The organism is Pseudomonas sp. HK3 (assembly GCF_052920985.1).
This window is the reverse complement of record NZ_JBREXD010000002.1, coordinates 476516-503183: the sequence shown is the minus strand read 5'-3', so window position 1 is coordinate 503183 and position 26668 is coordinate 476516. Positions and strand designations below refer to the sequence as shown.

Sequence of the window (26668 nt, the reverse complement as noted above, 5' to 3'; positions counted from 1 at the left end):
TACGCAAAGGATATAAGAGGTTTGACATGCCGATAAATACTTCTATTAAAGGTGATGAACTTACGGTCGTTGTTGAAGGACGATTCGACTTTAGTGCTCATCAAGAGTTTCGAGATGCGTATGAGGATGCTGATAGTGGTGTCAATAAATACGTCATTGATATGGCTAAAGCGTCTTATTTAGATAGTTCTGCTTTAGGCATGTTACTACTACTACGTGACCATGCTGGCGGAGAAAGTGCCAATGTTCGTATTAGCCGCTGTAATGCGGATGTTAAAAAGATTTTAACGATTTCTAACTTTGAGCAACTGTTTACGATCGAATAAACGGTATAGCTGAGGTCCGCTATGGATGAAACACCACTGCATATATTGGTGGCGGATGATAATCAATCTGACCGAATGATACTGTGTGCCATTGTTAAGAAAATGGGGCACAGCGTGTGTGAAGCGGCTGATGGCAACGAAGCCATTAATCAATTTTTAGAACACAAACCCGATATCATTTTACTTGATGTCATTATGCCCAACTTAAATGGGCAGCAAGCTGCTAAGTCTATTAAGGCATTAGCAGGTGAAGATATGGTCCCCATTATCTTCTTAACCTCCCTACAAGAAGCGTCTGATCTTGCTACGTGCCTTGAAAGCGGTGGCGATGATTTCATTTCAAAACCGTACAACAAAATTATCTTGCAGGCTAAAATTAATGCATTTAGTCGTATGCTCAAAATGCATAATACTCTACAAGATCAGCGAGATGTCATTAGAGAAAATAATGAACATATGCGCCATGAGCAACAGGTGGCTCGAGCCGTTTATGATAATGTGGCCCACAGTGGTTGTTTAGATCTACCCAATATTAAACACATGTTGTCACCATTCTCTATTTTTAATGGTGACGTCTTGCTCGCAGCACGCAAACCTTCTGGCAGTATTCATATTCTATTAGGTGACTTTACCGGACACGGCTTGCCCGCTGCGATTGGTGCGATGCCCCTTGCTGAAATATTTTATGGTATGACAGCCAAAGGCTTCTTCATGGTTGATATTTTACGCGAAATAAATATCAAACTAAAAAAAATACTGCCAGTAGGTTACTTTTGCTGTACCTGTATGGTGAATTTAAGTTTCAGACGCCAAGAAATAGAAGTTTGGATGGGTGGGTTACCGGACTTTGGGTTATATCGTAAAGAAACCGGAGAAATTGAACGCATTAAATCAAACCATTTGCCGCTGGGTGTGTTGTCATCACAAGCATTTGATGCCGATACTGCCACGTTTAGATTTATTCCGGGTGATAAACTTTATATGTGGTCTGATGGCATCATAGAAGCCCGTAATACGGAGGGCGAACTATTTGGTGATGAGCGCTTATTTGCTATTTTTGATGAACCTGATAGTGAATTATTTTTCGATAATATTTTGAAAAATGTGAATCAATTCGCAGGCGAGAATGGTCGTGATGATGATACCACTTTATTAGAGTTATCAATGGTGGATGAGTCAGAGATTGCCAAAGTTGATATTGATTTATCCAGTGGTGCAGTGACGGGCCCGACCGATTGGAATATGGTCTACACCCTAAGAGACGAGACCCTAAAAACATTTAATCCTCTTCCCGTCATGTTGAATATACTTAATGATGTACCTGCACTGCGTAACTTAAGTGGTCAACTTTATACGTTAATGGCGGAACTATTCTCTAATGCATTTGAACACGGTGTATTAGGTTTAAGTTCGGATCTTAAAAAAACAGCTGATGGCTTTGCGGAATATTATCGTTTACGTAATATCGCTATGGAATCTTTAAAGGATACATTTGTTAAGTTTGACTTTGATCTTGAACCACTCGATAAGGGTGGTAAGCTCACCATTGTGGTTGAAGACAGTGGCGAGGGATTTAAATATGATAACAACAATTTCAACCTTAAATCTGAAGATAATTCAGCCTATTGTGGTCGAGGCATTCCACTGATTTATAGTTTATGTGATAGTCTTATTTATTTTGGTAAAGGCAACAAAGTACAGGTTTGCTTGTCATGGAAAACTCAGCTTGAGGAGTAAGTGCTATGTCCCACTTGAATATTTCGCAAATAGAAGAATTAAAAGACATCATGGAAGATAGCTTTGGTGATCTTGTCATGACCTATCTTAATGATAGTGATACAAAAATGATCGCTTTAAAAGAGGCTATTAGTTCAACCGATAGCCTCCAAGTAGCTGAGTTAGCACATAGTTTAAAAGGTTCGAGTGCCAATGTATGCGCAGAGTCATTATCTGCATTATTTAAAACAGTTGAAGACTCAGGTCGAGCTCAAAAGTTAGATGATGTATCACAAGTATTTGAAAAGATAGAACAAGAATTTTTATTGGTTAAAGCCCAACTTCAAGAATTACAGTAACTTTTTAAAACTTGGCCTAAGCATTGCAAATTCTTTGTATCAAAGAATTAATTGGGTTAAGTCATGCCGGTATCGCCTTTATTTGCTCTCGTTTCACCAACTACTAATAGCAACCCGTTATCTCAGCCTATTACGGGTAAAGCAGGGGTTTTAGGCCCAGTTCAGAGCAGTAGTCTTTCTGCCGATACGACTAGTAATGGTGCAAATGGATTAAATTTCTTTGATCAACTTCAAGTGGCGAGTGAGCTCGCCAGCATGCCAATAGGGCAAGAATTTGCCGCTTATTTACCGCACACTTACACCCTTGACGATAACCATCTTGAAGATCTAAATCCTGATTTTATGGGTCCCCCTGCGCTGCAACCTCAGGTGTACATACACAGCGATGAAAGTAGTGTGCTGTACGCTCAAAATATTCAACCAGACACTTTACAGTCTAGCGAAGGAGATGCTCCGCAAGGGTTACAGTACCTTGAAAGTTTGCGTCGAGCGCAACCACATTTTCAAGTTCAAACACAAAGTAGCGCACCATTAGATAGTGAAGAAACCGACGCTCTTGACATGAAAGGCGTGTTAACCGATGCCAATGGTCAGGTAAAAATAGCGCCATCGGATTTAGCCATGAGGCAAGGCAGTCAAGGTGAGCCTGAAAAATTACTCGAGCCTATCCAGCAAGCAGTGAACCCTCTGGCAGGTATGGCCGCTCAAAATAGTAAAATGATTAACCTTGATGAACTTGGTATGGAAAGCGTGTTGGATGACGTGAGCTTAGATGGACTAGAACTCGAAGACACGTCGATCCATGAACAGCCTAAAACATTAAGTGTTTTAAAAGAAAATTCAGCCGCGCCCGTTACACAAACGCAAGAACCTAGCCTGATGCAAGATGTTAAAGCCGGTACAGCGGATGCAGTCTTAAATGGGTTAAAAGACGCTAACCCTGCAAAATCCATGGCGCTGGATCAAACAGATACCGCTAAAACCCAGATGTCAGAAAAACTTTCAACCACGTTTAATAAATTAGATGTGCCGCCTCAGCACCCTCAGTGGAATGATCAAGTGGCGAAGCGCATCAGTATCATGGCCAGTGAAAGTGTACAAACTGCTCGTATTCAATTGGATCCACCAGAGTTAGGCTCACTTGAAGTGAAAATAAAAGTTCAAAACGATCAAGTCAGTGTCGCGTTTGGCAGTAATAATCAAACCGTTCGTGATGCATTAGAAGCACAGTCTCCTAGGCTGCGTGAACTATTAGAGCAACAAGGTATTAATTTAGCCGATGTGAATGTCTCTGAACAAGGTCGTGAGCAACAAGGTCAAAACACTGATGATGGGCTGGCAGGTGATGGCGAAATAGCGGGCGACCTTTCCGACTCTGACTTGACGGATGAACAAGCGGTTCAATCAATGGAAAGTGATTCACTGGTGGACTATTTCGCTTAAATTTTTATCGCTTCGTATTTCGCCTTGCCGTCATAACTCGATGGCAAGGCTCTTCTGTTGTTCTTGTCTACACTTACATTATAAATAGCTTATTCAAATTGGCGCTACAGACCCAAAGGTTTCTTTGTGTTCGTGGCATAAGGCTTGCAGATTTTAACTAAGCATCAAAAAGGTGACGTATGGCGAACGAAAAAGAACTGCAATTGGATACGGTAGAAGCACCCAAAAGCAATAAAAAATTGATCATCATTATCATAATCGCGGTATTGGTTATAGGCATTGGTGTCGCAGCCGCTTTGTTGTTAATGGGTGGTGATGATGAACCAGCAGAAGAAACATCTGAGGATACCGTTGCCGAAGAAGTCGAAACTGCACCGTCTGCGGGGCCTGCTATTTATATCAAATTGAAACCCGAATTTATTGTGAATTATCAAGTGGGTCCTCGCCAACGGTATTTACAAATATACATGGAAGCCATGACACGTGACCCTGGCATTGCTGAAGCGTTAGAAATGCACAGCCCTATGATTCGAAGCTCGATCATTTCGTTACTAGGGCAGCAAAGTTATGAGCATTTACGCACAGCAGAAGGTCGAGCGGATGTTCGTATTAAACTGCAAGAAGAAATTCAACGCTTAATAACACAAGAAACCGGTATTGAGGGTGGTTTAGAACAAATATTATTTACCAATTATGTCATGCAGTGATGTTTGCCATGTTTTCTATTAGCCGTTTATAGAGGGTCGTTGACTCGTGCAAGATCTGTTAAGTCAAGACGAAATTGATGCCCTGTTACACGGGGTAGACGATGGTGATATAGAGCCGGAAGACCCTAGTGGTGGCGAAGGTGTTAAGTCCTATGACCTTTCAAGCCAGGATCGAATTGTACGTGGGCGCATGCCCACTTTGGAGATGATTAACGAGCGATTTGCGCGTTATACGCGTATTAGTATGTTTAATTTCTTACGCCGCAGTGCTGATGTAGCCAGTGGCGGCATTCAAATCATGAAGTTTGGTGAGTACATTCACACACTTTATGTCCCCACCTCGTTAAACATGGTCAAGGCTCGCCCTCTTAGAGGCACTGCCTTATTTATTCTTGACGCTAAATTAGTATTTAAATTGGTGGATAATTTTTTTGGTGGTGATGGTCGCCATGCAAAAATAGAAGGCCGTGAATTTACACCCACTGAATTACGAGTGGTGCAGTTAATTTTAAGCCAAGTTTTTAAAGACATGAAAGAAGCATGGCATGCCGTCTTGCCTTTGGAGTTTGAATACTACGGCAGTGAAGTAAACCCAGCTATGGCCAATATTGTTAGCCCAAGTGAAGTGGTGGTGGTCAGTTCATTCCATATTGAATTGGATGGCGGCGGAGGTGATTTACACGTGGCATTACCTTATTCAATGATTGAACCCATTCGAGAAGTGCTTGATGCCGGTGTGCAATCCGACGTCGATGAAGTTGATGAAAGATGGGTGCAATCTTTGCAAGAAGATATCCAGAACGCCAAAGTTCCGATACATGGCACCATTGTTCAGCAGGAAATTTCATTACGTGAAGTGGCGGCATTTAAAACCGGAGATGTGATCCCGATTGATATGCCAGAAGATTTTATTTTACAGGCAAATGGTACGCCTATTTTCCGCGGACAATTAGGTGTATCAAACGAAGTGTTGGCAGTAAAAATTAAAGAATCAATAAAACGAAAAATAAATAATAGTCACAAAGATGGATTATCAGTATGAGTGATGACGAAAACACCACAGAAGAACCAACAGAGGGTGCTGGCGAAGGTTCGGAAGAGTCAGGTGTCGATGCTGAATCATTAGCAAGTGAAGTGGCGGGTGGCGTAGAAGAAGCCAGCGGTGAAGATGAAGGCTTAGCGGATGAGTGGGCTGCCGCGATGGAAGAAGCCGGTGAAACAGATGACGACGATGAGGATGACGGTGTTAAACCGGCGCCCATGGAAGAATTTGATGGTGATGACGAGCCTGAAAACCTCGATACAACCACGCCAGAACTTGACGTCATACTTGATATTTCGGTTGTGATATCAATGGAAGTGGGTAATACCCAAATACCCATTCGTAATTTGTTACAACTTAATCAAGGCTCCGTGATTGAATTAGACAGATTGGCAGGTGAACCGTTAGATGTTTTGGTTAACGGAACGTTAATTGCCCATGGTGAAGTGGTTATGGTGAACGATAAATTTGGTATTCGTTTAACAGATGTCATCAGTCAAAGTGAGCGTATCCAGCGTTTACGTTAAGCGTTGAATATTAATCAAAAAAATAATAAAAGAGTAGCGCTATGATTTTTGTCTCCGCGCAAGCGTTGGCGACGGCTCAAACCGCGCCTGCATTAGCCAGTCCTATTGTTCCTAGTTCTCAAGATCAACTGATTCAAGTCACACTTGCACTTGTCGTTGTGGTTGCGCTTATTTATGCCATTGCTTGGGTGATAAAACGCAAGCAAGGCGTGCAAGGTATTTCTAATATTCCAATGAAAACCATCGGGGTTTTGCCCATGGGAATGAAAGAAAAGATCATCTTAGTTGAGGTGGGCGGAAAGCAAATTTTATTAGGCATGACACCCTCTAATATCAATACCTTAGCAACCTTTGATGAACCCATTGTAGATGAGACAAAACCGCAAACGTCTTTTTCTCAAAAATTAAAAGATATTATTTCCCAGCAAACATCATCACCTGACTCTAAGTCCCATGAAGTAAAGGCTAGCCATGAAGATAATACTTAAATATGGGGCCATCGTCTTCTCATTGCTATTGGTAAGTTCGGCTGTTTGGGCTGAGGATAAATTCAGTATTCCGGCCGTCACCATGGTGACCCAGCCTGATGGCAGTGGTCGTTACAGTGTAACGATTCAAATACTGGCCATTATGTCGTTGCTGACGGTTTTGCCGACGCTCATTATTATGATGACATCGTTCACCCGTATTATTGTTGTGTTTGCCATATTAAGACAGGCGCTTGGGTTACAACAAACACCATCGAATCAAATATTGCTTGGTCTTGCCATGTTTTTGTCAATGTTCATTATGATGCCGGTCCTTAAAGTAATGAACGAAACCGCTATCCAACCTTATATTAATGAACAGATCATGCCATTAGAGGCATTAGAAAAAGCCAGTATTCCACTTCGAGAATTTATGTTAGCCCAAATTCGCGAGGATGATTTAACGCTTTTTGTGCGTTTGTCGGGTGAAAAAAATATTGCCAGTGCCAGTGAGACCCCTCTTCATATTTTAATTCCAGCCTTTGTGACAAGTGAACTAAAAACAGCATTTCAAATTGGGTTTATGTTGTTTATTCCGTTTTTGATCATTGATTTAGTGGTGGCCAGTATCTTAATGGCCATGGGTATGATGATGCTGTCGCCCATTATTATTTCGTTGCCATTTAAAATCATGTTGTTTGTATTAGTCGACGGCTGGGCGATGGTGATTGGCACATTGGCCGCTAGTTATGGGTTTTGACAATAAGGAGTAAATGATGGGGCCTGAACATTTAGGTGACTTTTTACGCGAAAGTTTATTTGTCGTGATTATTATTGTAGCGGTTGTTTTAGTGCCAGGCCTTATTGTGGGTTTAATTGTGGCCACATTCCAAGCGGCTACCCAAATCAATGAACAGACGCTTAGTTTTTTGCCTCGTCTTGTGATTACACTACTGTGCATTTTGTTTTTTGGCCCATGGATCATCAACAAATTGGTGACTTATGCAAAGACGTTATACATGAACATCCCATATTTAATTAGTTGACGTTATGGAACCCGCTCTTGGCTTTATATTAAATATTGATAACGCTGAAATCTCTAGCTGGGTTAGTCGCTATATGTGGCCTTTTGCACGTATAGCTGGTTTCTTTATGGTTATGCCATTATTCGGTACGAGGTTAGTGAACCAACGAGTTCGTTTATATTTAGCGCTTGCAACCACCGTTGTTGTGACACCGTTACTACCGGCGATGCCAGTGATCGAATCTCTAAACGTACAAACCATGATTATTATTGCTCAGCAAATATTTATCGGTGTTGCATTGGCGTTTGCGCTCGAAATATTAATGAATATTTTTGTTATGTCGGGCCAATTAGTGGCAATGCAAACAGGTTTGGGTATGGCAATGATGGTTGACCCCTCTAATGGCGTTAACGTGGCGGTTGTTGCGCAATGGTTTTTAATTTTTGTGAATTTATTGTTTGTGACATTAAATGGTCATTTAGTGGCTATTGAAGTGATGACGGACAGTTTTTATACCATCCCTGTTGGTGAAGGTATGTTATCGAGCAATACATTAATGGAAATAGCGACACTTGCCCAATGGATGTTCAGTGCGGCCATTGTATTAGCATTGCCTGCAATTGCAGCCATGTTGGTCGTCAATATTGCGTTTGGTGTCATGGCTCGATTGGCGCCTCAGCTAAATATTTTTGCAGTCGGTTTTCCGGTGACGATGATGCTCGGCTTAATTATTTTGTGGATCACGTTTTCAGGTTATGGCGATAAGTTTTCTGGATTATTGTCTGAGGCCTTTCATTTTATGCGCGGCTACAAGCCATAATTTATTTAATGAGGCTTTAATATGGCTGAAGGCGACAGCAGTCAAGAAAAAACGGAAGAACCCACGGCCAAGCGCTTACAAAAAGCGCGAGACGACGGCCAAATTCCCCGATCAAAAGAGTTAAGCACGAGTTTGGTTCTCATTATTGGCGCACTGTCATTATGGCTGTCAGGTGGCCTTATTTATGAAGGTGCTCAAAGCATTTTTGTTTTTAATTACACACTCGAAAGAAGTCATATCTTTGATGAAAAAGAAATGATTATTCATTTGGCGGCATCGGCACGTGAAGCCATGTTGATTATTTCACCTGTTATGATCGCTTTATTAATCGTCGCTATTTTAGGCCCACTTGCATTAGGTGGATGGATGTTCAGTGGCAAGTCGTTATTGCCTAAGTTAAATCGTATTAGTCCTTTGTCCGGGTTAAAGCGCATGTTTGGTCTAAAAAGCTTAGTTGAGTTGTTGAAAAGCTGGGCAAAAGTGATTGTAATTTGCGTGTGCAGTATTCTGCTCTTCTTTTCATTAGAGAATTCTATTTTGTATTTAAACCAAGAACCGGATCGACAAGCAATTGTTCATGCTGTGGATCTAGTTATGTTAGCGGCATTGGTTTTGGCCATCAGTACACTGTTGATCAGTGTGATCGATGTCCCATTTCAAATTTATGATTTTACTAAAAAAATGAAAATGAGTTTGCAAGAGATAAAAGACGAGCATAAAGATACAGAAGGTAAGCCTGAGGTTAAACAGCGCATTCGCCGCTTACAATATGAAATGAGCCAACGCCGCATGATGGCGGATGTGCCTGAAGCCGATGTGGTGATCACTAACCCAACCCATTATGCGGTGGCTTTGAAATATCACAGCGAAGGAATGGAAGCCCCGATACTCGTGGCAAAAGGCACGGATGAAGTGGCGTTAAAAATACGAGAAATAGCAAAAGCGCATAACGTCCCTATTGTGGAATCACCGACTTTGGCACGTTCTGTTTACGCTTATACTCGCATCGGTAAAGAAATTCCTGAAGGCTTATATGTCGCCATCGCGCAAGTGCTGGCATATGTGTATCAATTAAACCAACACTTGAAAGGCTTAGGGCCTAAACCGAAACAACCTATTTTCCCGGTGCCGCCTGATTTGCGCGCATAAAATGGGGTTAAGTAAACCGTTTTTCCATCATGATGTGTGGAATCGTATTATGAATAAATTCATCAGACGTTATTGTATATTTAAGAGATTCGTAAAAGCCTTGTGCGATGACGCGCGCATCTAAAATTATACGTTTACCACCATTATTTTTTATGACCTCTTCAGCGTGCATAAGCAGTGATTTACCAATGCCTTTTCCTTGGCATGTTTCGCTGATGGCCATTTGCCTAATGCGAAATGTTGCCACTTCATTTTTAACGGGCGCAATAACAACACAGCCAATGAGTTGATTTTGGCTAAATGCGCCGATGTGAAGCTGTTGATCCTCGTTGGCAGTATCCGTGTCACTGAGTGTTAGCCCTAAGGGCACACGTAAAATGGCGTTTCTTAATACGAGAGTGTCTTGATACCCCCCACTCAAATATTCAATGGATGTATATTGAATAGCGTCATTCATGGTGACTTATGCTCTTTGGTTATGGCGAAGCCCTTCGCTTTGTGTAAGTAAGCTAAAGGGTCATAAGCGGATGATTTTTCTGGCCATATTCTTGCACTAACCCATCGAGCGTCAAAATTTTCAAACGTAGTTGGGATGTAAATGGCAGTTAATCGGGCAAGCTTACCACAAATCAATTTTCCGCAGCTCTTACAACAAACTCGGTCTTTGCTCGCTGGTAATTTAGGTGTGCCTTTTATGCTCATGGTGCTGTTAGGCATGATGACGCTGCCAGTGCCGACCTTCTTACTTGATGTGTTTTTCACCTTTAATATTGCACTTTCCATTGTTGTATTGATGGTTAGTATCTATGCGGCGCGTCCGTTAGATTTTGCCATTTTCCCGAGTATATTATTGATTGCAACATTACTGCGTTTAGCGCTTAACGTCGCCTCGACAAGGGTTGTACTACTCGAAGGCCATGAAGGTGGTGCGGCGGCTGGTAAAGTGATTGAGTCATTTGGTGAAGTGTTAGTGGGTGGTAATTACGCCGTGGGTTTGGTGGTTTTTCTAATCCTCATGATCATCAACTTTGTGGTGGTCACAAAAGGTGCTGGTAGGGTTTCAGAAGTAAGTGCACTGGTTTACATTAGACGCTATGCCGGGCAAGCAAATGGCGATTGATGCGGATTTAAACGCAGGTTTAATCGATGCCGATGAAGCCAAAACCCGTCGTAAAGATGTTGCAAATGAAGCTGAATTTTATGGTTCAATGGATGGTGCCAGTAAATTTGTAAAAGGGGATGCCATTGCCGGTATGCTGATTTTACTGATTAATATTATTGGTGGCTTAGCCATTGGTATGGCGCAACACGATTTAGATTTTTCTCGGGCCACAGAAGTGTATGCCTTATTAACGATTGGTGATGGCCTCGTTGCGCAAATCCCTTCACTGCTATTGTCGACGGCCACGGCCATTATCGTTACCCGTAACAATGATGAACGCGATATGGGCGGTCAAGTCTTTGACCAAATGTTTGGCTCATCTCGTGCTTTAGCGGTTGCCGCCGGTATTTTGATTTTAATGGGCCTGATTCCAGGTATGCCGCATTTGGCTTTTTTAGGCTTGGGCCTGGTGGCTGCCACTATTGCTTATTTAATTTATAAGCGAGATCAAAGAGTCGATGTCATTGATGAGGGGATTGGTGGCAGTGCCCGCCAAGCGGCACAAAAAACAGCGGCTGGCTCGCCAGCCTCACAAGGACAAGCGTCAGGCTCTGGTTCTCAACCGTTAAAAGCCTTGCCAGGCAATGACGGTAAAGAGGTGGATTGGGATGATGTAGAAGCCGTCGATATTATTGGTTTAGAAGTGGGTTATCGCTTGATTCCCCTAGTGGATAAAAATCAGGGGGGTCAATTACTCAGTCGCATAAAAGGCATTCGCCGTAAGTTGTCACAAGACTTGGGCTTTTTGGTTCCCAGTGTACACATTCGCGATAATTTAGACTTAATGCCCAACGCTTATCGCATCTTATTAATGGGCGTGAGTGTCGCTGAGGCGTTAATTGAGCCCGACAAAGAAATGGCCATTAATCCAGGGCAAGTGTTTGGTTCATTAGATGGCACCGCCACAAAAGACCCCGGCGTTTGGTTTGGATGCAGTATGGATTGATGAATATAAAAAAGATCAAGCGCAAACATTAGGTTATACCGTCGTGGACTCAAGTACGGTCGTTGCTACACACCTTAATCAATTATTGCAAAAACATGCTCATGAATTAATTGGTCATGAAGAAGTGCAACAAATGCTGGATCGACTAGCCAAAATATCCCCTAAGCTCGCCGAAGAACTCGTTCCAAATACGTTAAACCTCAGTCAATTATTATCAATATTACAAAATTTATTAACCGAAGGTGTGCCAGTGCGCGATATGCGCTCAATAGCAGAAGCGTTGGCGAACACCACCATCGATAGTCAAGATACCGCCGCTCTAACGGTGCAAGTACGTAAGTCACTTAAGCGTTTAATTGTGCAGAGTATTTACGGTAATGCAGATGATTTATCAGTTATTACGCTGGAGCCATCATTGGAACAGTTATTGCTCAAAACAGTACAGCAAAGTAAACAGCAAAATGGTGGCGCGGACAATATGATTTTAGAGCCAAGTATGGCCGAAAAATTACAAAACTCTTTAATAGAGGCAGCCAGAAATCAAGAGATGGCAGGCAACCCAGCCGTGCTATTAGTCAGTGGCTTTTTGCGTCCGGTGTTGGCTAACTTTGTAAGAAATACGACGGATACGTTGCATGTGGTGTCTTATCAAGAAGTGCCGGATAACAAACAAATTACCATTGCTGCCACCATAGGGGCATAGCCATGACACGATGCAAAAATATAACCCGTTTGAACTTAGTCACTTTAAAGGATTAAACCTAAGCACAGCTTACGTTAATTGAGAATACTATTATGAAGGTACGTCGTTTTACTGCCAGCAGTATGCAAAAAGCGTTAAAAACCGTTCGCGATGAAATGGGGCCGGATGCCGTCATTTTATCGAATCACCGCGTAAAAGGCGGTGTTGAAATTATCGTGGCTCAAAATTACGAACCTGTCAGTGCAAAGAAAACGACACCCATTTATCAATCGGATGAATTCGATGACCAGGATGAAAAGCAAACAAGTAAGGCGCCTGCAAAATCAAAAGAAAGTAACCCATGGCCGTTTCTTAATGACAACGAACGTCACGATGTAGAAGAGCAATTAAAGTTACAAGACCAGTTAGAATCTCTCAAACGTCAGCGCGAAAAAGAACAAAATCCAGAAGTTAAACCTAGAAGTAAGCCCGCGTCAGTCAAGGTCAATAGTAAAGCGGATTTACAGCATTCATTGCAACAAATTAAACAGCAGCGCCAAGATCCTAATTATGCATACCAACCACCAGAGCCTGAGATTAATCACCATCAACCGGTTGAACAAATTAGGTCAACTAAGTCACAACACAATCAACAAATTTTGAATGATGTCCGCAATGAATTAAATGATCTTAAAGATTTATTAGTTAATAGCTCAAGTTCAACTGCGACTCAGCAAAACAATAATTTTGTATGGAAAAAATTTAGCCCAGCCAATGCATTGCAAGCCAAACTTTGGCAACGCCTTGAACAAATGGGTTTTGATGATTGGATTATTTATCAACTGCTGCGCAAAGTACAAAGTCATGATGATGAAAAACTAGCATGGCAAGCCAGCCTACATGACTTGGCGCAACACCTTAATATCAGCCCGAGTGATCGTTTAAAACGCGGTGGCGTATTTGCGTTAGTTGGCCCAACGGGTGCGGGCAAAACGACCACCATTGCCAAAATGGCGGTGCGTTATACCTTAGAGCATGAAGGCGCAAAAGTGGGATTAATCACCATGGATAACTATCGCTTGGCGGCTCACGATCAACTGCGCACGTTAGGCCAAATTTTAGGTGTTCCTGTACAAGTGGCCGATCAAGACCATCCACTGAGCGGCTGTATTAAAGAGTTAGAACAATGTGATTTAGTGCTCATTGATACAGCGGGCCTTACGCCGGAACACCCAATGTTGAAGTATCAACTAGATCAACTCGCCCAATTGAAAACACCCGTGCATACCTTATTAGCCATGCCGGCCACCAGTAACTGTCGCGTGCTGCGTAAGGTTTATCATAGCTATAAAGCCGCAAAATTAAGTGGGTGTGTATTAACAAAAGTAGATGAAGCCAGCAGCTTAGGGGACGTCATCACCGTGCTACTTGAGTGTAAATTGAATTTAGCCTATAGCACGAACGGGCAGCGGATTCCGGATGATTTTGACCCTGCTAATGCTAAAGCCCTTGTCAAAGAAGTGGTAAGAAGGGCCCAGCAGGAGCAACAAGTAGCGGTACAGCAAAACATAGCCGCAGGTGCTTGGTAGCGGTTATCAGCCAGCTATGGCTAGAACAGGAGGCGTGATTTATGGGGGATTATGTATTTATGATGATGGGAACTACGGCGATTTGCTCTAATTGCACTAAGCTCTTATATAAGGGGAGTGTTTAATGCATCCAGTTCAAGTAATAGCGGTCACGGGTGGTAAAGGTGGCGTCGGCAAAAGTAACGTGTCAGTTAACCTCAGCATTGCATTGGCTGAAATGGGCCGTCGTGTTGTTTTATTAGATGCGGACTTGGGTCTTGCCAATATTGACGTGCTACTGGGTTTGACGGCGAAAAATAATATCAGCAATGTTTTAAGCGGTGAAATCAGTTTACGAGATGTATTAGTGACTGGCCCCGCCGGTATTCGCATTATTCCCTCTGCGTCAGGCACGCAAGAAATGGCTCAACTTGACCCAAGAGAGCATGCTGGGTTAATTCGTGCATTTAGCTCGATAGCTGATCAATTAGACGTATTAATCATTGATACCGCGGCAGGCATTGGTGATGGCGTGGTGAGTTTTGTTAAAGCTGCGCAAGAAGCCATGATTGTGGTTACAGACGAGCCCACCAGTATTACGGATGCCTATGCGTTAATTAAATTACTGAATCGCGATCACGGCTTATTCCGTTTTCGCGTGTTGGCTAACATGGTCAAAACCTCACAAGACGGTCATAACCTGTTTGCTAAGTTAACCAAAGTAACCGATCGTTTTTTAGATGTGGCTTTACAGTATGTTGGCTGCATTCCATTTGACGATAGCGTGAAGCGCTCGGTGCAAAGGCAGCGCGCCGTTGTAGAAGCGTATCCTAGAGCGAAAGCCTCATTGGCGTATAAATCTTTAGCGAAAAAGGTCGACTCTTGGCCATTGCCCACCAGTGCGCGGGGTAATTTAGAATTTTTTGTGGAGAATTTAGTATCAACAGCTCGTGGATGATTTATGGCCGTAGCAAGTGGTTTCGCCATGTACACAGGTGAGCAAAATCCTAACTATAACCAGCTTATTGAAGAGTACGCCTCTTTAGTGAAACGCATTGGCCATCATTTAAAAGGGCGTTTGCCCCCGTCAGTGCAACTGGATGACTTAATACAGTCAGGCATGATTGGCTTGATCGAAGCTGCTCGTAAATATGAACCCAGCAAAGGTGCGAGCTTTGAAACCTATGCGGGTATTCGTATTCGTGGTGCCATGCTGGATGAAATTCGCAAAGGGGATTGGGCACCACGCTCAGTCCATCGTAATAGCCGCAAAATTGCGGAAGCCATTCGATTTGTCGAATCCCAGACGGGTCGTGACGCACAAGATCACGAAGTGGCTGAAGCACTCGAGATGACCTTAGATGAATACCATCAACATTTACAGGATGGTATGGGCTCGCGCTTATTTAGCTTTGAGGAGTTACTGAGCCAACCGGGTGAACGTGAAGGTGATCTCATCAGTCATGATGAATCAGGGCCCCTTGAGGGGCTCCAGTCACAGCATTTTCAACAGCACCTTGCTCGTGCGATCGAAAAATTACCCGAACGAGAGCAATTGGTACTTGCCCTTTATTATGATGAAGAGCTAAACCTAAAAGAGATTGGTGCTGTGCTGGACGTGAGTGAATCACGCGTCAGTCAGATTCACAGCCAAGCAGCGTTGCGTTTAAGAGCCCGTTTATCAGAATGGGCAGAGCAGCAAGCAAAATAAATACGGGATATTGAGAGTGGGTCATATTCGCCTAGTCTTATATTTAACATCAACCTGCTGGATAACTTGATAACACTGGCTAGACTAAAAATAGGTAATAGAGTCTTTGGCCAGGGCGCTGGGAGGTAGCTTTGGATAAAAATATGAAAATACTCGTTGTGGACGATTTCTCCACCATGAGACGCATCATCAAAAATCTGTTGAGAGATTTGGGCTTTACCAACACTCAAGAAGCAGACGACGGTAATACGGCCTTGCCCATGTTACAAAGTGGCGACTTTGATTTCTTAGTCACCGATTGGAACATGCCCGGCATGACGGGTATTGAACTGTTAAAGCATGTGCGTGAAGACGAGCGCTTGAAAAAGTTACCCGTATTAATGGTAACCGCAGAAGCTAAACGTGACCAAATTGTGGCGGCGGCTCAAGCTGGGGTAAATGGCTATGTTATTAAACCATTCACTGCAGCCGTGCTTAAGGAAAAGATTGAAAAAATCTTTGAGCGCGTTGATGGCTGACTAGGGAATTGTCATGGCAGATGCAGATATTAAAAACTCAAATAATGAGTTTGCAAAGCTGTTTTCTGAAAAAGCCAATGAGTTAATGGGTCGGCTAGAGAATAATGATCTGGCAGGTGCAGTTGGTTTAATTCAGGATTTGCAACAAGTAAGGGACGAAAATCTCTATCAAGAGATTGGCCAACTTACTCGGGCGCTACATGAATCGATCAAAAACTTTAAACTTGATGGTGATTCAAAAGGCGCAGGATCTGAAATAGATGGTGCGCATGAAGGTCTGCAGTATGTCGTCGAAATGACGGCAAAAGCTGCGAACAAAACTATGGATAAAGTTGATGAAAGCATGCCGCTTTCTGAAGCTATAGCCAGTGAAGCTTCCGAGATACACCAAGAATGGAACCGCTTCTTGAATAAAGATTTAAGTGCTGATGAGTTTCGTGAACTAACAAAACGCATTAACACCTTTTTAGAAAATACCGACAAAAATACTCGGAAATTAAACGGCAATTTAAGTGACATTCTACTTGCCCAAGATTTTCAAGATTTAACCGGTCAAGTGATTCAACGCATTACGACTATGGTGACAGACGTTGAAGCACGTTTAGTGAATTTGGTGGCCATGGCAGGTCATGTGGATCAAATGACGGGAATTAAACACAGTGTTGTTGATACCCCTGATGAAATAGATGATCCAAATAAAGGGGTCGGACCTCAGTTAAATGCTGAAGATAACGAAGACGTGGCATCAGATCAGGATGACGTAGATGACTTATTATCCAGTCTTGGTTTTTAAAGGAGTAAACGGATGAGTTTGGACGCTGATGAAGAAATCCTCCAGGACTTCCTTGTTGAAGCAGGTGAGATTCTAGAGTTGTTATCTGAGCAACTAGTCGACTTAGAAAATCGTCCAGATGATCACGATTTACTTAATTCTATTTTCCGTGGCTTTCATACGGTTAAAGGGGGCGCGGGTTTTTTACAACTTGATGCTTTAGTTGCATGTTGTCATGTGGCCGAAAATGTATTCGATATATTGCGAAATGGACAACGTACTGTCACGTCAGACTTGATGGATGTTGTATTAAAAGCGCTTGATACCGTTAATGAAATGTTTGACTCAGTGCGTGCCGGTGAAATGCCGCAACCCGCTGACCCTGCGCTTATTGCTGATTTATCACGATATTCTAAACCGGAATCGGCAGAAGCACCTGCCGCGCCAGTGGTAGAAGAGTCTGCGCCTGAAGCGCCTAAACCAGCAGAGCCAGCTGCATCAGGTGAAACGGCAGATGACGGTGATATAACCGATGAAGAATTTGAAAATTTATTAGATTCTCTCGAGGCGCCAAAAGACGGAGCGGCAAAAGACGCAGCGCCTAAAGCGACGGTTCCTGATCCAGTCACTGATGATTCTGGCGATGAAATTACGTCTGATGAATTTGATGCCTTACTTGATAAATTACATGGGCCAGGTAAAGGGCCGACAATAGACGCAGGCGCTGAGCCAGCTAAACCTGCCGCACCTGAGCCCGTTGCTGAAAGCGGTGACAGTGACGCCTCTATCTCAGAATCTGAATTCGAAGACTTGCTGGACAAATTACATGGCAAAGGCAAAGGCCCAACCATAACGGATGGCGAGTCTGCGGCTCCCGCCGCTGCGGCGCAAACACCAAAACCAGCTGCGCCGCCTGAAAAACCGGCAGCGACACCAACACCAACTGCATCAGCCGCTCCTACGGCAGCAGCACCTGCCGCACCTGCGAAAAAAGCAGAGCCACCTGCCGCCGCTGAAACCACGGTACGTGTCGATACGAAACGCCTCGATGACATCATGAATATGGTTGGTGAATTAGTATTAGTGCGTAATCGATTAGTGCGCTTGGGTTTAAAAAGCACAGACGAAGCCATGGCGAAGGCTGTTGCGAATTTAGACGTGGTGACGGGTGACTTGCAAACCTCCGTTATGAAAACTCGGATGCAGCCCATCAAGAAAGTCTTTGGTCGATTCCCTCGAGTCGTACGTGACTTAGCGCGTAACTTGAAAAAAGAAGTAACGCTAGAGCTAAAAGGTGAAGAAACGGATTTAGATAAAAACTTGGTCGAAGCACTTGCCGATCCACTCGTCCACTTAGTGAGAAACGCAGTGGATCATGGTATTGAGCAACCAGAGGAGCGTGAGGCGTCTGGTAAATCAAGAAATGGCACCGTTGTGTTATCCGCTGAGCAAGAAGGTGATCACATATTGTTATCGATTCAAGATGATGGCAAAGGTATGGATCCTAAAAAATTACAGCAAATTGCGGTTGATAAAGGCGTTATGGATCAAGACGCAGCCGATCGTTTAAGTGATTCGGAATCGTTTAATTTGATTTTTGCACCTGGCTTTTCAACCAAAACTGAAATCAGTGATATTTCAGGCCGCGGTGTGGGTATGGACGTGGTGAAAACAAAAATCACCCAACTCAACGGCACCTTAAATATTGATTCGGTACTAGGTCGTGGTTCGAAAATCATGATTAAAGTCCCACTGACGTTAGCCATCATGCCGACGCTAATGGTGATGCTACAAGATCAAGCGTTTGCGTTCCCACTTGTGAGTGTTAACGAAATATTTCACCTAGACCTCTCTCGTACTAATGTGATTGATGGTCAAGAAGTGGTTGTGGTTCGTGATAAAGCCGTGCCGCTATTTCATCTGAAAAATTGGTTAGTACACGATATTAAAACGGATGAAAACGCAGGAAAAGAAGGTCATGTGGTGGTGGTATCCGTGGGAACACAACGAGTAGGGTTTGTGGTTGATCAATTGATTGGCCAAGAAGAAGTGGTCATTAAACCACTCGGTAAAATGCTACAAGGTACGCCGGGTATGGCAGGGGCGACTATTACGGGTGATGGTCGAATTGCATTGATTCTAGATGTGCCAAGCATGCTTCATCATTATGCTAAAAAGAACAGTTTAATCGCGGCGTAAGCTAGCCGAAATTCGGGATCACTTTGTCTGTTGCATGCATATGAATACAGTGAGTTTATGGAGTCGCAATGGCAATTCGATTATTAGTGGTGGATGATTCCAGTTTTTTCCAAAAACGCATATCGGAAATTCTCAAACCTGTTACAGACATCCAAATTGTTGGTTTTGCCAATAATGGCCGTGAGGCAATTGAAAAAGTCGAGAGTTTAAATCCTGATGTCGTCACCATGGATTACGAAATGCCAGTGATGGATGGCTTAACGGCATTACGTAATATTATGAAGTTAAAACCCACTCCGGTTTTAATGTTCTCATCTTTAACATACGACGGCGCTCGTGTAACGCTCGATGCATTAGATGCAGGCGCGGTTGATTTCCTACCGAAAAATTTCGAAGATTTACAACGTGGTGGCGACAAGATACGCAGCACACTGAGTGATAAAATAAAAAACGTTGCTAAATACTATAATCGCTCCGCGCCTAGCCAGTCTTATACGTCACCTCCAGCGGCTCCTTCTCCAATTACGGGCAATAAAGTTGAACCCGTCGTTGCACCCGTTGTAAGGGATGTTCGTTCTCAAACCAAAGTTGTCTCGGATCCAATACCGATAAATGTATATTCAGATACAAAAGAAAAAAGAACTGAAAACAATACCCGGCTCGGGGCGATTGATGTTGTGTTAATTGGCACCAGTACTGGTGGCCCGGTTGCACTACAAAAAGTGTTAACGAAATTGCCCCAAAACTTTCCAAAACCGATTATCTTAATTCAGCATATGCCAGCATCATTTACGGGTGCGTTTGCAGAACGATTAGATAAGTTATGCAGTATTAGTGTAAAGCTGGCAGAAGATGGTGATCAACTAAAGCCGGGGCTGGCATTGTTGGCCCCAGGTGGGCAGCAGTTAATGTTAGACCGTGGTCGAGTGAAAGTCATAGAGGGCGATGATCGTGTTAATTACCGCCCTTGTGTTGATATTACGTTTGCCAGCGCGGCAAAACATTATCCTGGAAAAGCATTAGGCATCGTATTAACAGGCATGGGCAGTGACGGTAAAGAAGGTGCGGCCTTAATGAAGGAAGGTGGCTCATTTATATGGTCACAAGATCAAGAAACCTGTGTGATTTATGGCATGCCTATGGCCATTGCAAAAGCGAACTTAGCCGACGCCGTTTTACCGTTACACGACATAGCGGCAAAGTTGATTAAAGAGGTCCGCTAATGGATATTCTTGGCCTAGTCGGGATTGTGCTGGGCATAGCCGCTATATTGCTTGGGAACATGCTAGAAGGCGGTTTAAATTCAGCATTACTCAATGGTCCGGCTGCGATTATTGTATTTGGTGGCACGCTTTCGGCTGTGCTCGTACAAACCCCTCTTGCGGTCATGAAAGGTGCGCTTACACGCTCTCTTTGGTTGGTTTACCCTCCCATCAATAGTCTCGATGAATTATTGAATACGTTATGTAAATGGTCACAAACGGCGCGTAAAGAAGGGCTAATTGGTTTAGAAAAAAGTGCAAAGTCAGCGATGCCCCTCGCTAAGAAAGGGTTAAATTTATTGGCCGATGGGCAAACCCCAGCAGCGATTCGCTCAAGTTTAGAATTGGATTTATATCGGCAAGAAGATGCAGGCCTACAAGCCGCACATGTATACGAAAGTTTAGGTGGTTATGCCCCCACAATTGGAATTCTAGGTGCGGTATTAGGGCTAATGCAGGTGCTGGGTAATTTGACAGACCCAGAGCAAATTGGGCCCGGTATTGCCACGGCTTTTATCGCGACTATTTATGGTGTCGGCATTGCAAACTTAATTTTGTTACCCATTGCTCAGCGGCTTAAATTTTTAGTCAGAAAAGAATATTTATACAACGAGCTGATTATTGAGGGGCTTGTTGCCATTGCCGAAGGCGAGCATCCTAATTCTATTCGCTATCGTTATGAGAATTTAAAAAAAGGCACGACGTAATGGAAGGAATAACCGATGGCTAGGCGACATGTTCCACCAGAATCGGTACATGCCCAGCGCTGGATGGTGTCTTATGCCGATTTCATGACTCTCATGTTTGCATTTTTTGTGGTGCTTTACGCATCGTCTTCACTTAATGATGAAAAGTTTAAACAAATGAGTGCGGTATTTGTGGGCGTCTTTGATCAGCCAGCAGCCTTAACACTATCGCAAGATTTTCAAACGTTAATATCACAACTGTCTGAAACGTTAAGAAAGCCAGAAGAGGGTGAAAAAGAAAGCGAAAGTTTTGATGAGAGCAACACAAAAATTCAAAACGCATTGCAAGGCTTAATTGATACGTCGATAAATATGCCAAGGGTGACTTTGCAAAAAGTTAACCAGTTTTTACAGCTAGAGATTCCATCTGATTATATTTTTAAAAATAATACCGATGTGGTGAGCGTTGAAGGCGAATACATCCTATCCAGATTAGCCGATGAGCTCGAAAAAATTCCTAACTTTGTCAATATCGAAGTGTTTACCGATGATCAAGTGTCTCAGGTGAATCCTTGGCGATTAGCGGCTAATCAGGGAATCGCGATTATGCAGCTATTGACGTTAGATGATGTATCACCTTTGCGTTTAGCTGCGGTTAATTATGGGCCGTTTCAGCCAATTGCGACAAATGATGATGAGGACGGCCAATCAATTAACCGACGAGTGCTATTCTTAATTCATAGTAACAATGAAAATGTTAATCGCATTAAAACTGTGACGGATGCGCACTTATCTGCTAATCCTTAATAGTAATGATAGGAATAAAACCTGCATAGTATTGGACAGGTCAATAAAGTTACTGCTTTTGCGGTAATTTGTGTTTGGGCCAAGGAGTGAGTTGTGCACGTATGGGCCGTAGCAAATCAAAAGGGTGGTGTTGGTAAAACCACCACGACTGTCAGTCTTGCGGGGTTACTGCGCGAGCAGGGCCATCGTGTGCTGATGGTGGACTTAGATCCCCATGGTTCATTAACCAGTTATTTTCAGTATGACCCAGATGAAATTGAGTTCAGTACTTTTGACCTGTTTATGCACGAAGGCAAAGTGCCGGACGACCTGCCTAAAAAAATCATCCGCAACACCACAAAAGAAGGGATTGATTTATTCCCTGCCAGTACTGCGCTTGCCACACTTGAGCGCAAAGTGGCAGGGCAGGGTGGTATGGGCTTAGTTATCTCAAAAGCTTTGGCGAGTTTGTGGGATGAATACGAATTTGTTCTCATTGATACACCCCCTATTCTTGGGGTGTTAATGATCAATGCATTAGCCGCTGCGCAACGGTTGCTTATTCCGGTGCAAACCGAATTCTTAGCGGTCAAAGGATTAGAACGCATGACGCATACATTGGGTATGGTGATGCAAAGTACAAAAAAACAATTGCCATTTACCATTATCCCCACGCTTTATGATCGTCGAACCCATGCGTCTATTAATGCGCTGAAAAAAATTCGAGAGCTGTACGGTGATCAAGTTTTTGCTGAGTCCATTCCTGTTGATACTAAATTCCGTGACGCCAGCGCTATTGCAAAAGTCCCCTCAGACCTAGACCCAGACGGGCGAGGTATTAGGGTATATCGACACCTGCTTAGTAATTTACTAAGCACAGCCAGTGCGGCATAACCTATGTTAAGTGCATCAGATAAAGTCGTTAGCGATTATCTTGATAACCTCTTTTTTGATGAGTCGTTACCATCGATCATTGCGTCGTTACCATACACACCACTAGACAGTGTTGATTTTGGTTATCGCTTACAGCCGTGTACCGATCCGTTTGCATTAATGACAATGAGCCAAGTATCGGAGCACATAATATGGGAAGCGTTTTTACAATTTTTACTATTAGGCAATGCGTTACCCCATGGGCAGTTAAAGCGCTATGTATTTAAGCAAAGTGAAATACTGCTGTATAGAACTCGGATTAAACCTCAGGGATAGATGATGCATGAATAATCCCTCCTCACCAAAACCAACGGTTACTCAATCAGCCCATGTTGCCACGGTTGTTCAGGAATATATGGACAACCTGCTGGTGGATTTATTCCCTGATATGGCAAGTGATATAGAGGAGGTTGTTGAACGGGCCATTGAAGAGCCCAGTACATTCGAGCCGCAGCAAGCCGTGATGAACGAGCTAACGGTTCCAGATGAGCCCGTTATCAGCGAAGCGCCCGTTGCGAGTAAACAAGATGATGTCGAACCTGTGGTGATACTTGACCAACCGCAGCCTCAGATAAATGTAAATATTGAGCCTATCGAGATTGATGCTCAGCCAAGTGAAAATATTGATGTTGTGCCAGAAGTTCAGGTTGAGACTGATAGCCAAATCATTGACGAACCAAAGGTCGCATCTAAAGCGCTGCGTTACCCTAAAGCCCCTATTTGGGCACAAGAAGCGTTTGAAGTCCTACTATTTGATGTATGCGGCCTGAAGTTAGCGGTATCTATGGAAGCATTAGGTAAAATTATTAAAGTAGAGCATGAAACCAATCAACTGATTGGGCGCCCTGATTGGTTTATAGGCGCTTATATTGAGAATGAACAACATCTATATGTAGTCGATACGGCCAAATACATCATGCCAGAAAAAGGCTTCAATTTAGCTGACGATGGCTTTGACTATGTTATTCAGTTACAGCGCAGCAAGTGGTCATTAGCGTGTAAAAAGGTGTACAGCACCGTGCGTCTTGAGCCAGACCAGGTGAAATGGCGCTCTCAGCAAGGCAAGCGCCAATGGTTATCTGGCACAGTGGTGGATCATATGTGTGCCTTGATTCATGTTGATAGCCTGATTGACTTGTTAGAAGCTGAAGCAAAATAACGATGACGCTTAAATTCGAACTCGACTGGCACACAACCTGCTCTAGTCTAAACTAATAACAAGGAATGTTATGAATTTGACAAGTAGTCGGATTTTACTTGGCCGCTGGCGTATAGAGGCAAACATTATGTTGGCTACGCCATATATAGGAGTGAGTTGATGAGTACCTATGAAGCAAAAGGGGTTGCTGAAGATCCCGTGTTGCAGTGGGTCACCTTTCGTTTAGATAACGAGACCTACGGCATCAATGTGATGCAGGTGCAAGAAGTACTGCGTCACACCGAGATCGCTCCAGTACCGGGTGCACCTCCGTATGTACTGGGTATTATCAATCTTCGCGGTAATGTGGTGACGGTAATTGATACCCGTTTGCGTTTTGGTTTAATCGAAACAGAAACCAATGATCAAACCCGTATTGTGATTATTGAAACCGAAAACCAAGTAGTGGGTATTTTAGTGGATGCAGTCGCCGAAGTGGTTTACCTGCGTCAGTCTGAAATCGAAACCACACCAAATGTTGGCAATGAAGAAACCGCTAAATTTATTCAAGGGGTTTGTCATAAAAACGATGAACTGCTTATTTTGGTTGACCTTGAAAAAATGATGTCCGATGAAGAATGGGCAGAGCTTAACGACTTTTAACGTTAAATAAGGCCTCTCAAAAAAAAGCAGCATCAAGCAGTTGATACCAAGCATTTACTGTAAAAAATGCTTGGTATTCATAATAAAATTAAAACTTGCCTAATAGGCAACTGCGAGTGAATCATGTTGGAACTTGTATCGTCTTGGGCGCTAAGCGCGTCAGTACATCCTCTATTACTTATTATTGCTGCCAGTACATCAATACTAGCGTGTTCGATGGCATTCTATAATGCGCGAGTTCTGTTGGTGCAAAAACGACAGCAAGTGCTATTGAATCGTCGGTTGAATGAAGACATGGCCTCGCTTTCTAAAAGTGCCATTGGTATGGGGCAAAAAGTATTAGAAACCGAGCGCCGACTCGCTGAAGTACTTAAAAAGCAATTTGCTATCTTGAACTCTCAACCGGAACACCCCTCCTATGATCAAGCATCTCGTTTGATTGCAATGGGCGCCACCGAGAATGATCTAGTGAGCAGTTGTGGGTTTAGTCATTCAGAAGCCGAGTTATTGCTGTCACTCAATCGTAAGCGACAAGTCAATTTTGAAAGTGCGGTGCATTAATTATATTTAATGAATATTCAAATAAAAAATCGAGCAATTTTCTCGGTTTTTTATTGTTTGAATCGCCCCTAGTTCACTAGACACTCTTTAACTATATAATGTACTTAAAGAGGAGGCCATTATGGCTGGTGAACGATACAACGAAGAATTCAAGATAGCAGCGGTCAAGCAAGTGACTGAAAATGGTCATTCCATTGCCGATGTGGCCAATCGATTAGGCATTACAACTAAAAGCCTCTATCACTGGCGAGATAAATACGGTGAGAACGCCCAAGGCTACCAAGAAAAACAATTCATAAACGAAGAGCTTCGCAAGCTTAAAGCCGAACTAAAGCGTGTGACCGAAGAGCGAGACATCTTAAAGGAGGCCGCCGTGTTCTTTGCCGGGGAGTCAAAGAAAAATACACGTTCATAAGCTCTCGAACCCACCGTTTCTCAGTGCGATCCATGTGCCGTGTACTAAGTGTTCACCCAAGTGGATTTTACGCCTGGCATGAAAACTCTAAAAGTCAGCGTGAAAAAGACGATGAATATTTATTAGGGTTTATTAAGCAATTTTGGTTAGAAAGCGGCTGTGTTTATGGTTATCGAAAGATCTATAAAGACATGCTTTCATTTGGCGAAGCGTGCGGTAAAAATCGCGCATATCGACTGATGAAATCCGCAGGCATACAGTCTCAACGAGGCTATAAGCGTAAAGCTAATTACAGTGGAGGCGAACTATCGACAGTTGCTCCAAATCTTTTAAATCGTGAATTTGATGTAGTCGAACCAAATACTGCTTGGGTAACCGATATAACTTATATTCGTACTTATAAAGGCTGGCTGTATCTTGGTGTTGTCATTGATTTATTCTCAAGGCAGGTAGTTGGCTGGTCGATGAGTGATCGCATTAATACCGATTTAGTACTCAATGCCATTACGATGGCCATCTGGCGACGAAAGCCAAGAGGCAATGTAATCGTGCATTCTGACCAAGGCTGCCAGTTACACCAGTTACGATTGGAAAAGTATGTTGGAAAGCAATAACTTAACAGTAAGCATGAGTCGACGAGGGAATTGTCACGACAATGCCTGCGCTGAAAGCTTTTTTGCGTTGTTAAAGCGTGAACGTATTCGTCGTAAAATTTATCTCACTCGAGAAGAAGGTAAAGCTGATATATTTAATTATATTGAGTTGTTCTATAATTCAACTCGACGTCATGGTAATAATAATAATGATGTGTCACCGATGGAGTTTGAAAGGAACTATTTTGTGAAGCAATTGGGTGTCTAGAAAAGTCGGGGCGATTCAGTTTGCGGCTTGGCTATGTTTATCCGATTTTCAGGAAATGGATACACCAGTGCAGGTGAGCTGTACTCATTCAAATAAACGCAATTAGTCAAATATTTGCTTGGGTTATTTAGCTATAACTCTTCCAGAACCTTACAGCTATAAGTTACAAGCTAGTTGATTTACACGACCTATACTCTAGTTAATACCGTTAAAGGGAGAGTGGC

General features: G+C 43.1%; 27 protein-coding genes and 2 pseudogenes. 28 read left to right on the top strand and 1 reads right to left on the bottom strand.

Features of this window, described 5'->3' with window-relative positions:
- The first annotated feature begins 26 nt into the window (after nucleotides 1-26).
- The 12 genes from ACU6U9_RS13285 (at nucleotide 27) to flhB (ending at nucleotide 9581) form a co-directional block, all read left to right on the top strand.
- Nucleotides 27-326 (top strand): STAS domain-containing protein, encoded by a 300-nt coding sequence (locus tag ACU6U9_RS13285; protein ID WP_446735511.1) that lies wholly within the window; start codon nucleotides 27-29, stop codon nucleotides 324-326.
- 21 nt (nucleotides 327-347) lie between these two features.
- The gene (locus ACU6U9_RS13280; RefSeq protein ID WP_446735510.1) at nucleotides 348-2063 is read left to right on the top strand and encodes a SpoIIE family protein phosphatase; all 1716 of its coding nucleotides are present in this window, start codon (nucleotides 348-350) and stop codon (nucleotides 2061-2063) included.
- Nucleotides 2064-2068: 5 nt separating this feature from the next.
- A complete protein-coding gene (locus ACU6U9_RS13275) occupies nucleotides 2069-2401 on the top strand; it encodes an Hpt domain-containing protein (RefSeq protein WP_446735509.1) in 333 nt (110 codons plus the stop codon).
- Nucleotides 2402-2464: 63 nt separating this feature from the next.
- The gene (locus ACU6U9_RS13270) at nucleotides 2465-3844 is read left to right on the top strand and encodes a flagellar hook-length control protein FliK (RefSeq protein ID WP_446735508.1); all 1380 of its coding nucleotides are present in this window, start codon (nucleotides 2465-2467) and stop codon (nucleotides 3842-3844) included.
- Nucleotides 3845-4023: 179 nt separating this feature from the next.
- Complete coding sequence (locus ACU6U9_RS13265; protein ID WP_446735507.1) at nucleotides 4024-4551, top strand: flagellar basal body-associated FliL family protein; 528 nt, start codon at nucleotides 4024-4026, stop codon at nucleotides 4549-4551.
- Nucleotides 4552-4597: 46 nt separating this feature from the next.
- On the top strand, nucleotides 4598-5593 hold the full coding sequence (gene fliM, locus ACU6U9_RS13260) for a flagellar motor switch protein FliM (RefSeq protein ID WP_446735506.1): 996 nt from the start codon (nucleotides 4598-4600) through the stop codon (nucleotides 5591-5593).
- 92 nt (nucleotides 5594-5685) lie between these two features.
- Nucleotides 5686-6120: a flagellar motor switch protein FliN gene (gene fliN, locus ACU6U9_RS13255; protein ID WP_446735872.1), complete on the top strand. Its 435-nt coding sequence runs from the start codon at nucleotides 5686-5688 to the stop codon at nucleotides 6118-6120.
- A 41-nt stretch (nucleotides 6121-6161) separates the two neighbouring features.
- Nucleotides 6162-6608 carry a flagellar biosynthetic protein FliO gene (gene fliO, locus ACU6U9_RS13250; protein WP_446735505.1) on the top strand — a complete coding sequence of 149 codons (447 nt, stop codon included), beginning with the start codon at nucleotides 6162-6164 and terminating at the stop codon, nucleotides 6606-6608.
- A complete protein-coding gene (gene fliP / locus ACU6U9_RS13245; RefSeq protein WP_446735504.1) occupies nucleotides 6592-7347 on the top strand; it encodes a flagellar type III secretion system pore protein FliP in 756 nt (251 codons plus the stop codon). The genes fliO and fliP overlap by 17 nt, the downstream gene beginning before the upstream one ends.
- Nucleotides 7348-7363: 16 nt before the next feature.
- Nucleotides 7364-7633, top strand: a complete 270-nt coding sequence (gene fliQ / locus ACU6U9_RS13240) for a flagellar biosynthesis protein FliQ (protein WP_446735871.1) — start codon at nucleotides 7364-7366, stop codon at nucleotides 7631-7633.
- 4 nt (nucleotides 7634-7637) lie between these two features.
- A complete protein-coding gene (gene fliR, locus ACU6U9_RS13235) occupies nucleotides 7638-8432 on the top strand; it encodes a flagellar biosynthetic protein FliR (protein ID WP_446735503.1) in 795 nt (264 codons plus the stop codon).
- A 21-nt stretch (nucleotides 8433-8453) separates the two neighbouring features.
- Entirely contained in the window at nucleotides 8454-9581 is a 1128-nt protein-coding gene (gene flhB / locus ACU6U9_RS13230; RefSeq protein ID WP_446735502.1) for a flagellar biosynthesis protein FlhB, read from the top strand.
- Between the two features lie 7 nt (nucleotides 9582-9588).
- Here flhB and ACU6U9_RS13225 read toward each other — a convergent pair whose 3' ends face one another.
- Entirely contained in the window at nucleotides 9589-10038 is a 450-nt protein-coding gene (locus tag ACU6U9_RS13225) for a GNAT family N-acetyltransferase (RefSeq protein ID WP_446735501.1), read from the bottom strand.
- A gap of 141 nt (nucleotides 10039-10179) precedes the next feature.
- Here ACU6U9_RS13225 and flhA point away from each other — a divergent pair.
- The 16 genes and pseudogenes from flhA (at nucleotide 10180) to ACU6U9_RS13145 (ending at nucleotide 26444) form a co-directional block, all read left to right on the top strand.
- Nucleotides 10180-12392, top strand: a pseudogene (gene flhA, locus ACU6U9_RS13220) (flagellar biosynthesis protein FlhA).
- Nucleotides 12393-12484: 92 nt separating this feature from the next.
- Nucleotides 12485-13960 (top strand): flagellar biosynthesis protein FlhF, encoded by a 1476-nt coding sequence (flhF, locus tag ACU6U9_RS13215; protein WP_446735500.1) that lies wholly within the window; start codon nucleotides 12485-12487, stop codon nucleotides 13958-13960.
- A gap of 124 nt (nucleotides 13961-14084) precedes the next feature.
- Nucleotides 14085-14897, top strand: coding sequence for a MinD/ParA family protein (locus ACU6U9_RS13210; RefSeq protein ID WP_446735499.1), 813 nt, complete (start codon nucleotides 14085-14087; stop codon nucleotides 14895-14897).
- Nucleotides 14898-14900: 3 nt separating this feature from the next.
- A complete protein-coding gene (locus ACU6U9_RS13205) occupies nucleotides 14901-15650 on the top strand; it encodes an RNA polymerase sigma factor FliA (protein WP_446735498.1) in 750 nt (249 codons plus the stop codon).
- Nucleotides 15651-15793: 143 nt separating this feature from the next.
- Nucleotides 15794-16168: a chemotaxis response regulator CheY gene (gene cheY, locus ACU6U9_RS13200; protein ID WP_446735497.1), complete on the top strand. Its 375-nt coding sequence runs from the start codon at nucleotides 15794-15796 to the stop codon at nucleotides 16166-16168.
- Between the two features lie 13 nt (nucleotides 16169-16181).
- Entirely contained in the window at nucleotides 16182-16961 is a 780-nt protein-coding gene (locus ACU6U9_RS13195) for a protein phosphatase CheZ (protein ID WP_446735496.1), read from the top strand.
- A 12-nt stretch (nucleotides 16962-16973) separates the two neighbouring features.
- Nucleotides 16974-19139, top strand: a complete 2166-nt coding sequence (locus ACU6U9_RS13190) for a chemotaxis protein CheW (RefSeq protein WP_446735495.1) — start codon at nucleotides 16974-16976, stop codon at nucleotides 19137-19139.
- A gap of 68 nt (nucleotides 19140-19207) precedes the next feature.
- Nucleotides 19208-20362 carry a protein-glutamate methylesterase/protein-glutamine glutaminase gene (locus tag ACU6U9_RS13185; protein WP_446735494.1) on the top strand — a complete coding sequence of 385 codons (1155 nt, stop codon included), beginning with the start codon at nucleotides 19208-19210 and terminating at the stop codon, nucleotides 20360-20362.
- Complete coding sequence (locus ACU6U9_RS13180; RefSeq protein WP_446735493.1) at nucleotides 20362-21108, top strand: flagellar motor protein; 747 nt, start codon at nucleotides 20362-20364, stop codon at nucleotides 21106-21108. Before ACU6U9_RS13185 ends, ACU6U9_RS13180 begins: the two co-directional genes overlap by 1 nt.
- 15 nt (nucleotides 21109-21123) lie before the next feature.
- Nucleotides 21124-21894, top strand: coding sequence for a flagellar motor protein MotB (locus ACU6U9_RS13175; protein ID WP_446735492.1), 771 nt, complete (start codon nucleotides 21124-21126; stop codon nucleotides 21892-21894).
- A gap of 93 nt (nucleotides 21895-21987) precedes the next feature.
- Nucleotides 21988-22767, top strand: coding sequence for a ParA family protein (locus ACU6U9_RS13170; protein WP_446735491.1), 780 nt, complete (start codon nucleotides 21988-21990; stop codon nucleotides 22765-22767).
- 3 nt (nucleotides 22768-22770) lie between these two features.
- Nucleotides 22771-23082: a hypothetical protein gene (locus ACU6U9_RS13165; RefSeq protein WP_446735490.1), complete on the top strand. Its 312-nt coding sequence runs from the start codon at nucleotides 22771-22773 to the stop codon at nucleotides 23080-23082.
- Between the two features lie 7 nt (nucleotides 23083-23089).
- Nucleotides 23090-23965 carry a chemotaxis protein CheW gene (locus tag ACU6U9_RS13160; RefSeq protein ID WP_446735489.1) on the top strand — a complete coding sequence of 292 codons (876 nt, stop codon included), beginning with the start codon at nucleotides 23090-23092 and terminating at the stop codon, nucleotides 23963-23965.
- Nucleotides 23966-24124: 159 nt separating this feature from the next.
- Nucleotides 24125-24607, top strand: a complete 483-nt coding sequence (locus tag ACU6U9_RS13155; protein ID WP_446735488.1) for a chemotaxis protein CheW — start codon at nucleotides 24125-24127, stop codon at nucleotides 24605-24607.
- 123 nt (nucleotides 24608-24730) lie between these two features.
- Nucleotides 24731-25168: a DUF2802 domain-containing protein gene (locus tag ACU6U9_RS13150; RefSeq protein WP_446735487.1), complete on the top strand. Its 438-nt coding sequence runs from the start codon at nucleotides 24731-24733 to the stop codon at nucleotides 25166-25168.
- A 121-nt stretch (nucleotides 25169-25289) separates the two neighbouring features.
- Nucleotides 25290-26444 (top strand): annotated as a pseudogene (locus tag ACU6U9_RS13145) (IS3 family transposase).
- Nucleotides 26445-26668: the final 224 nt, after the last annotated feature.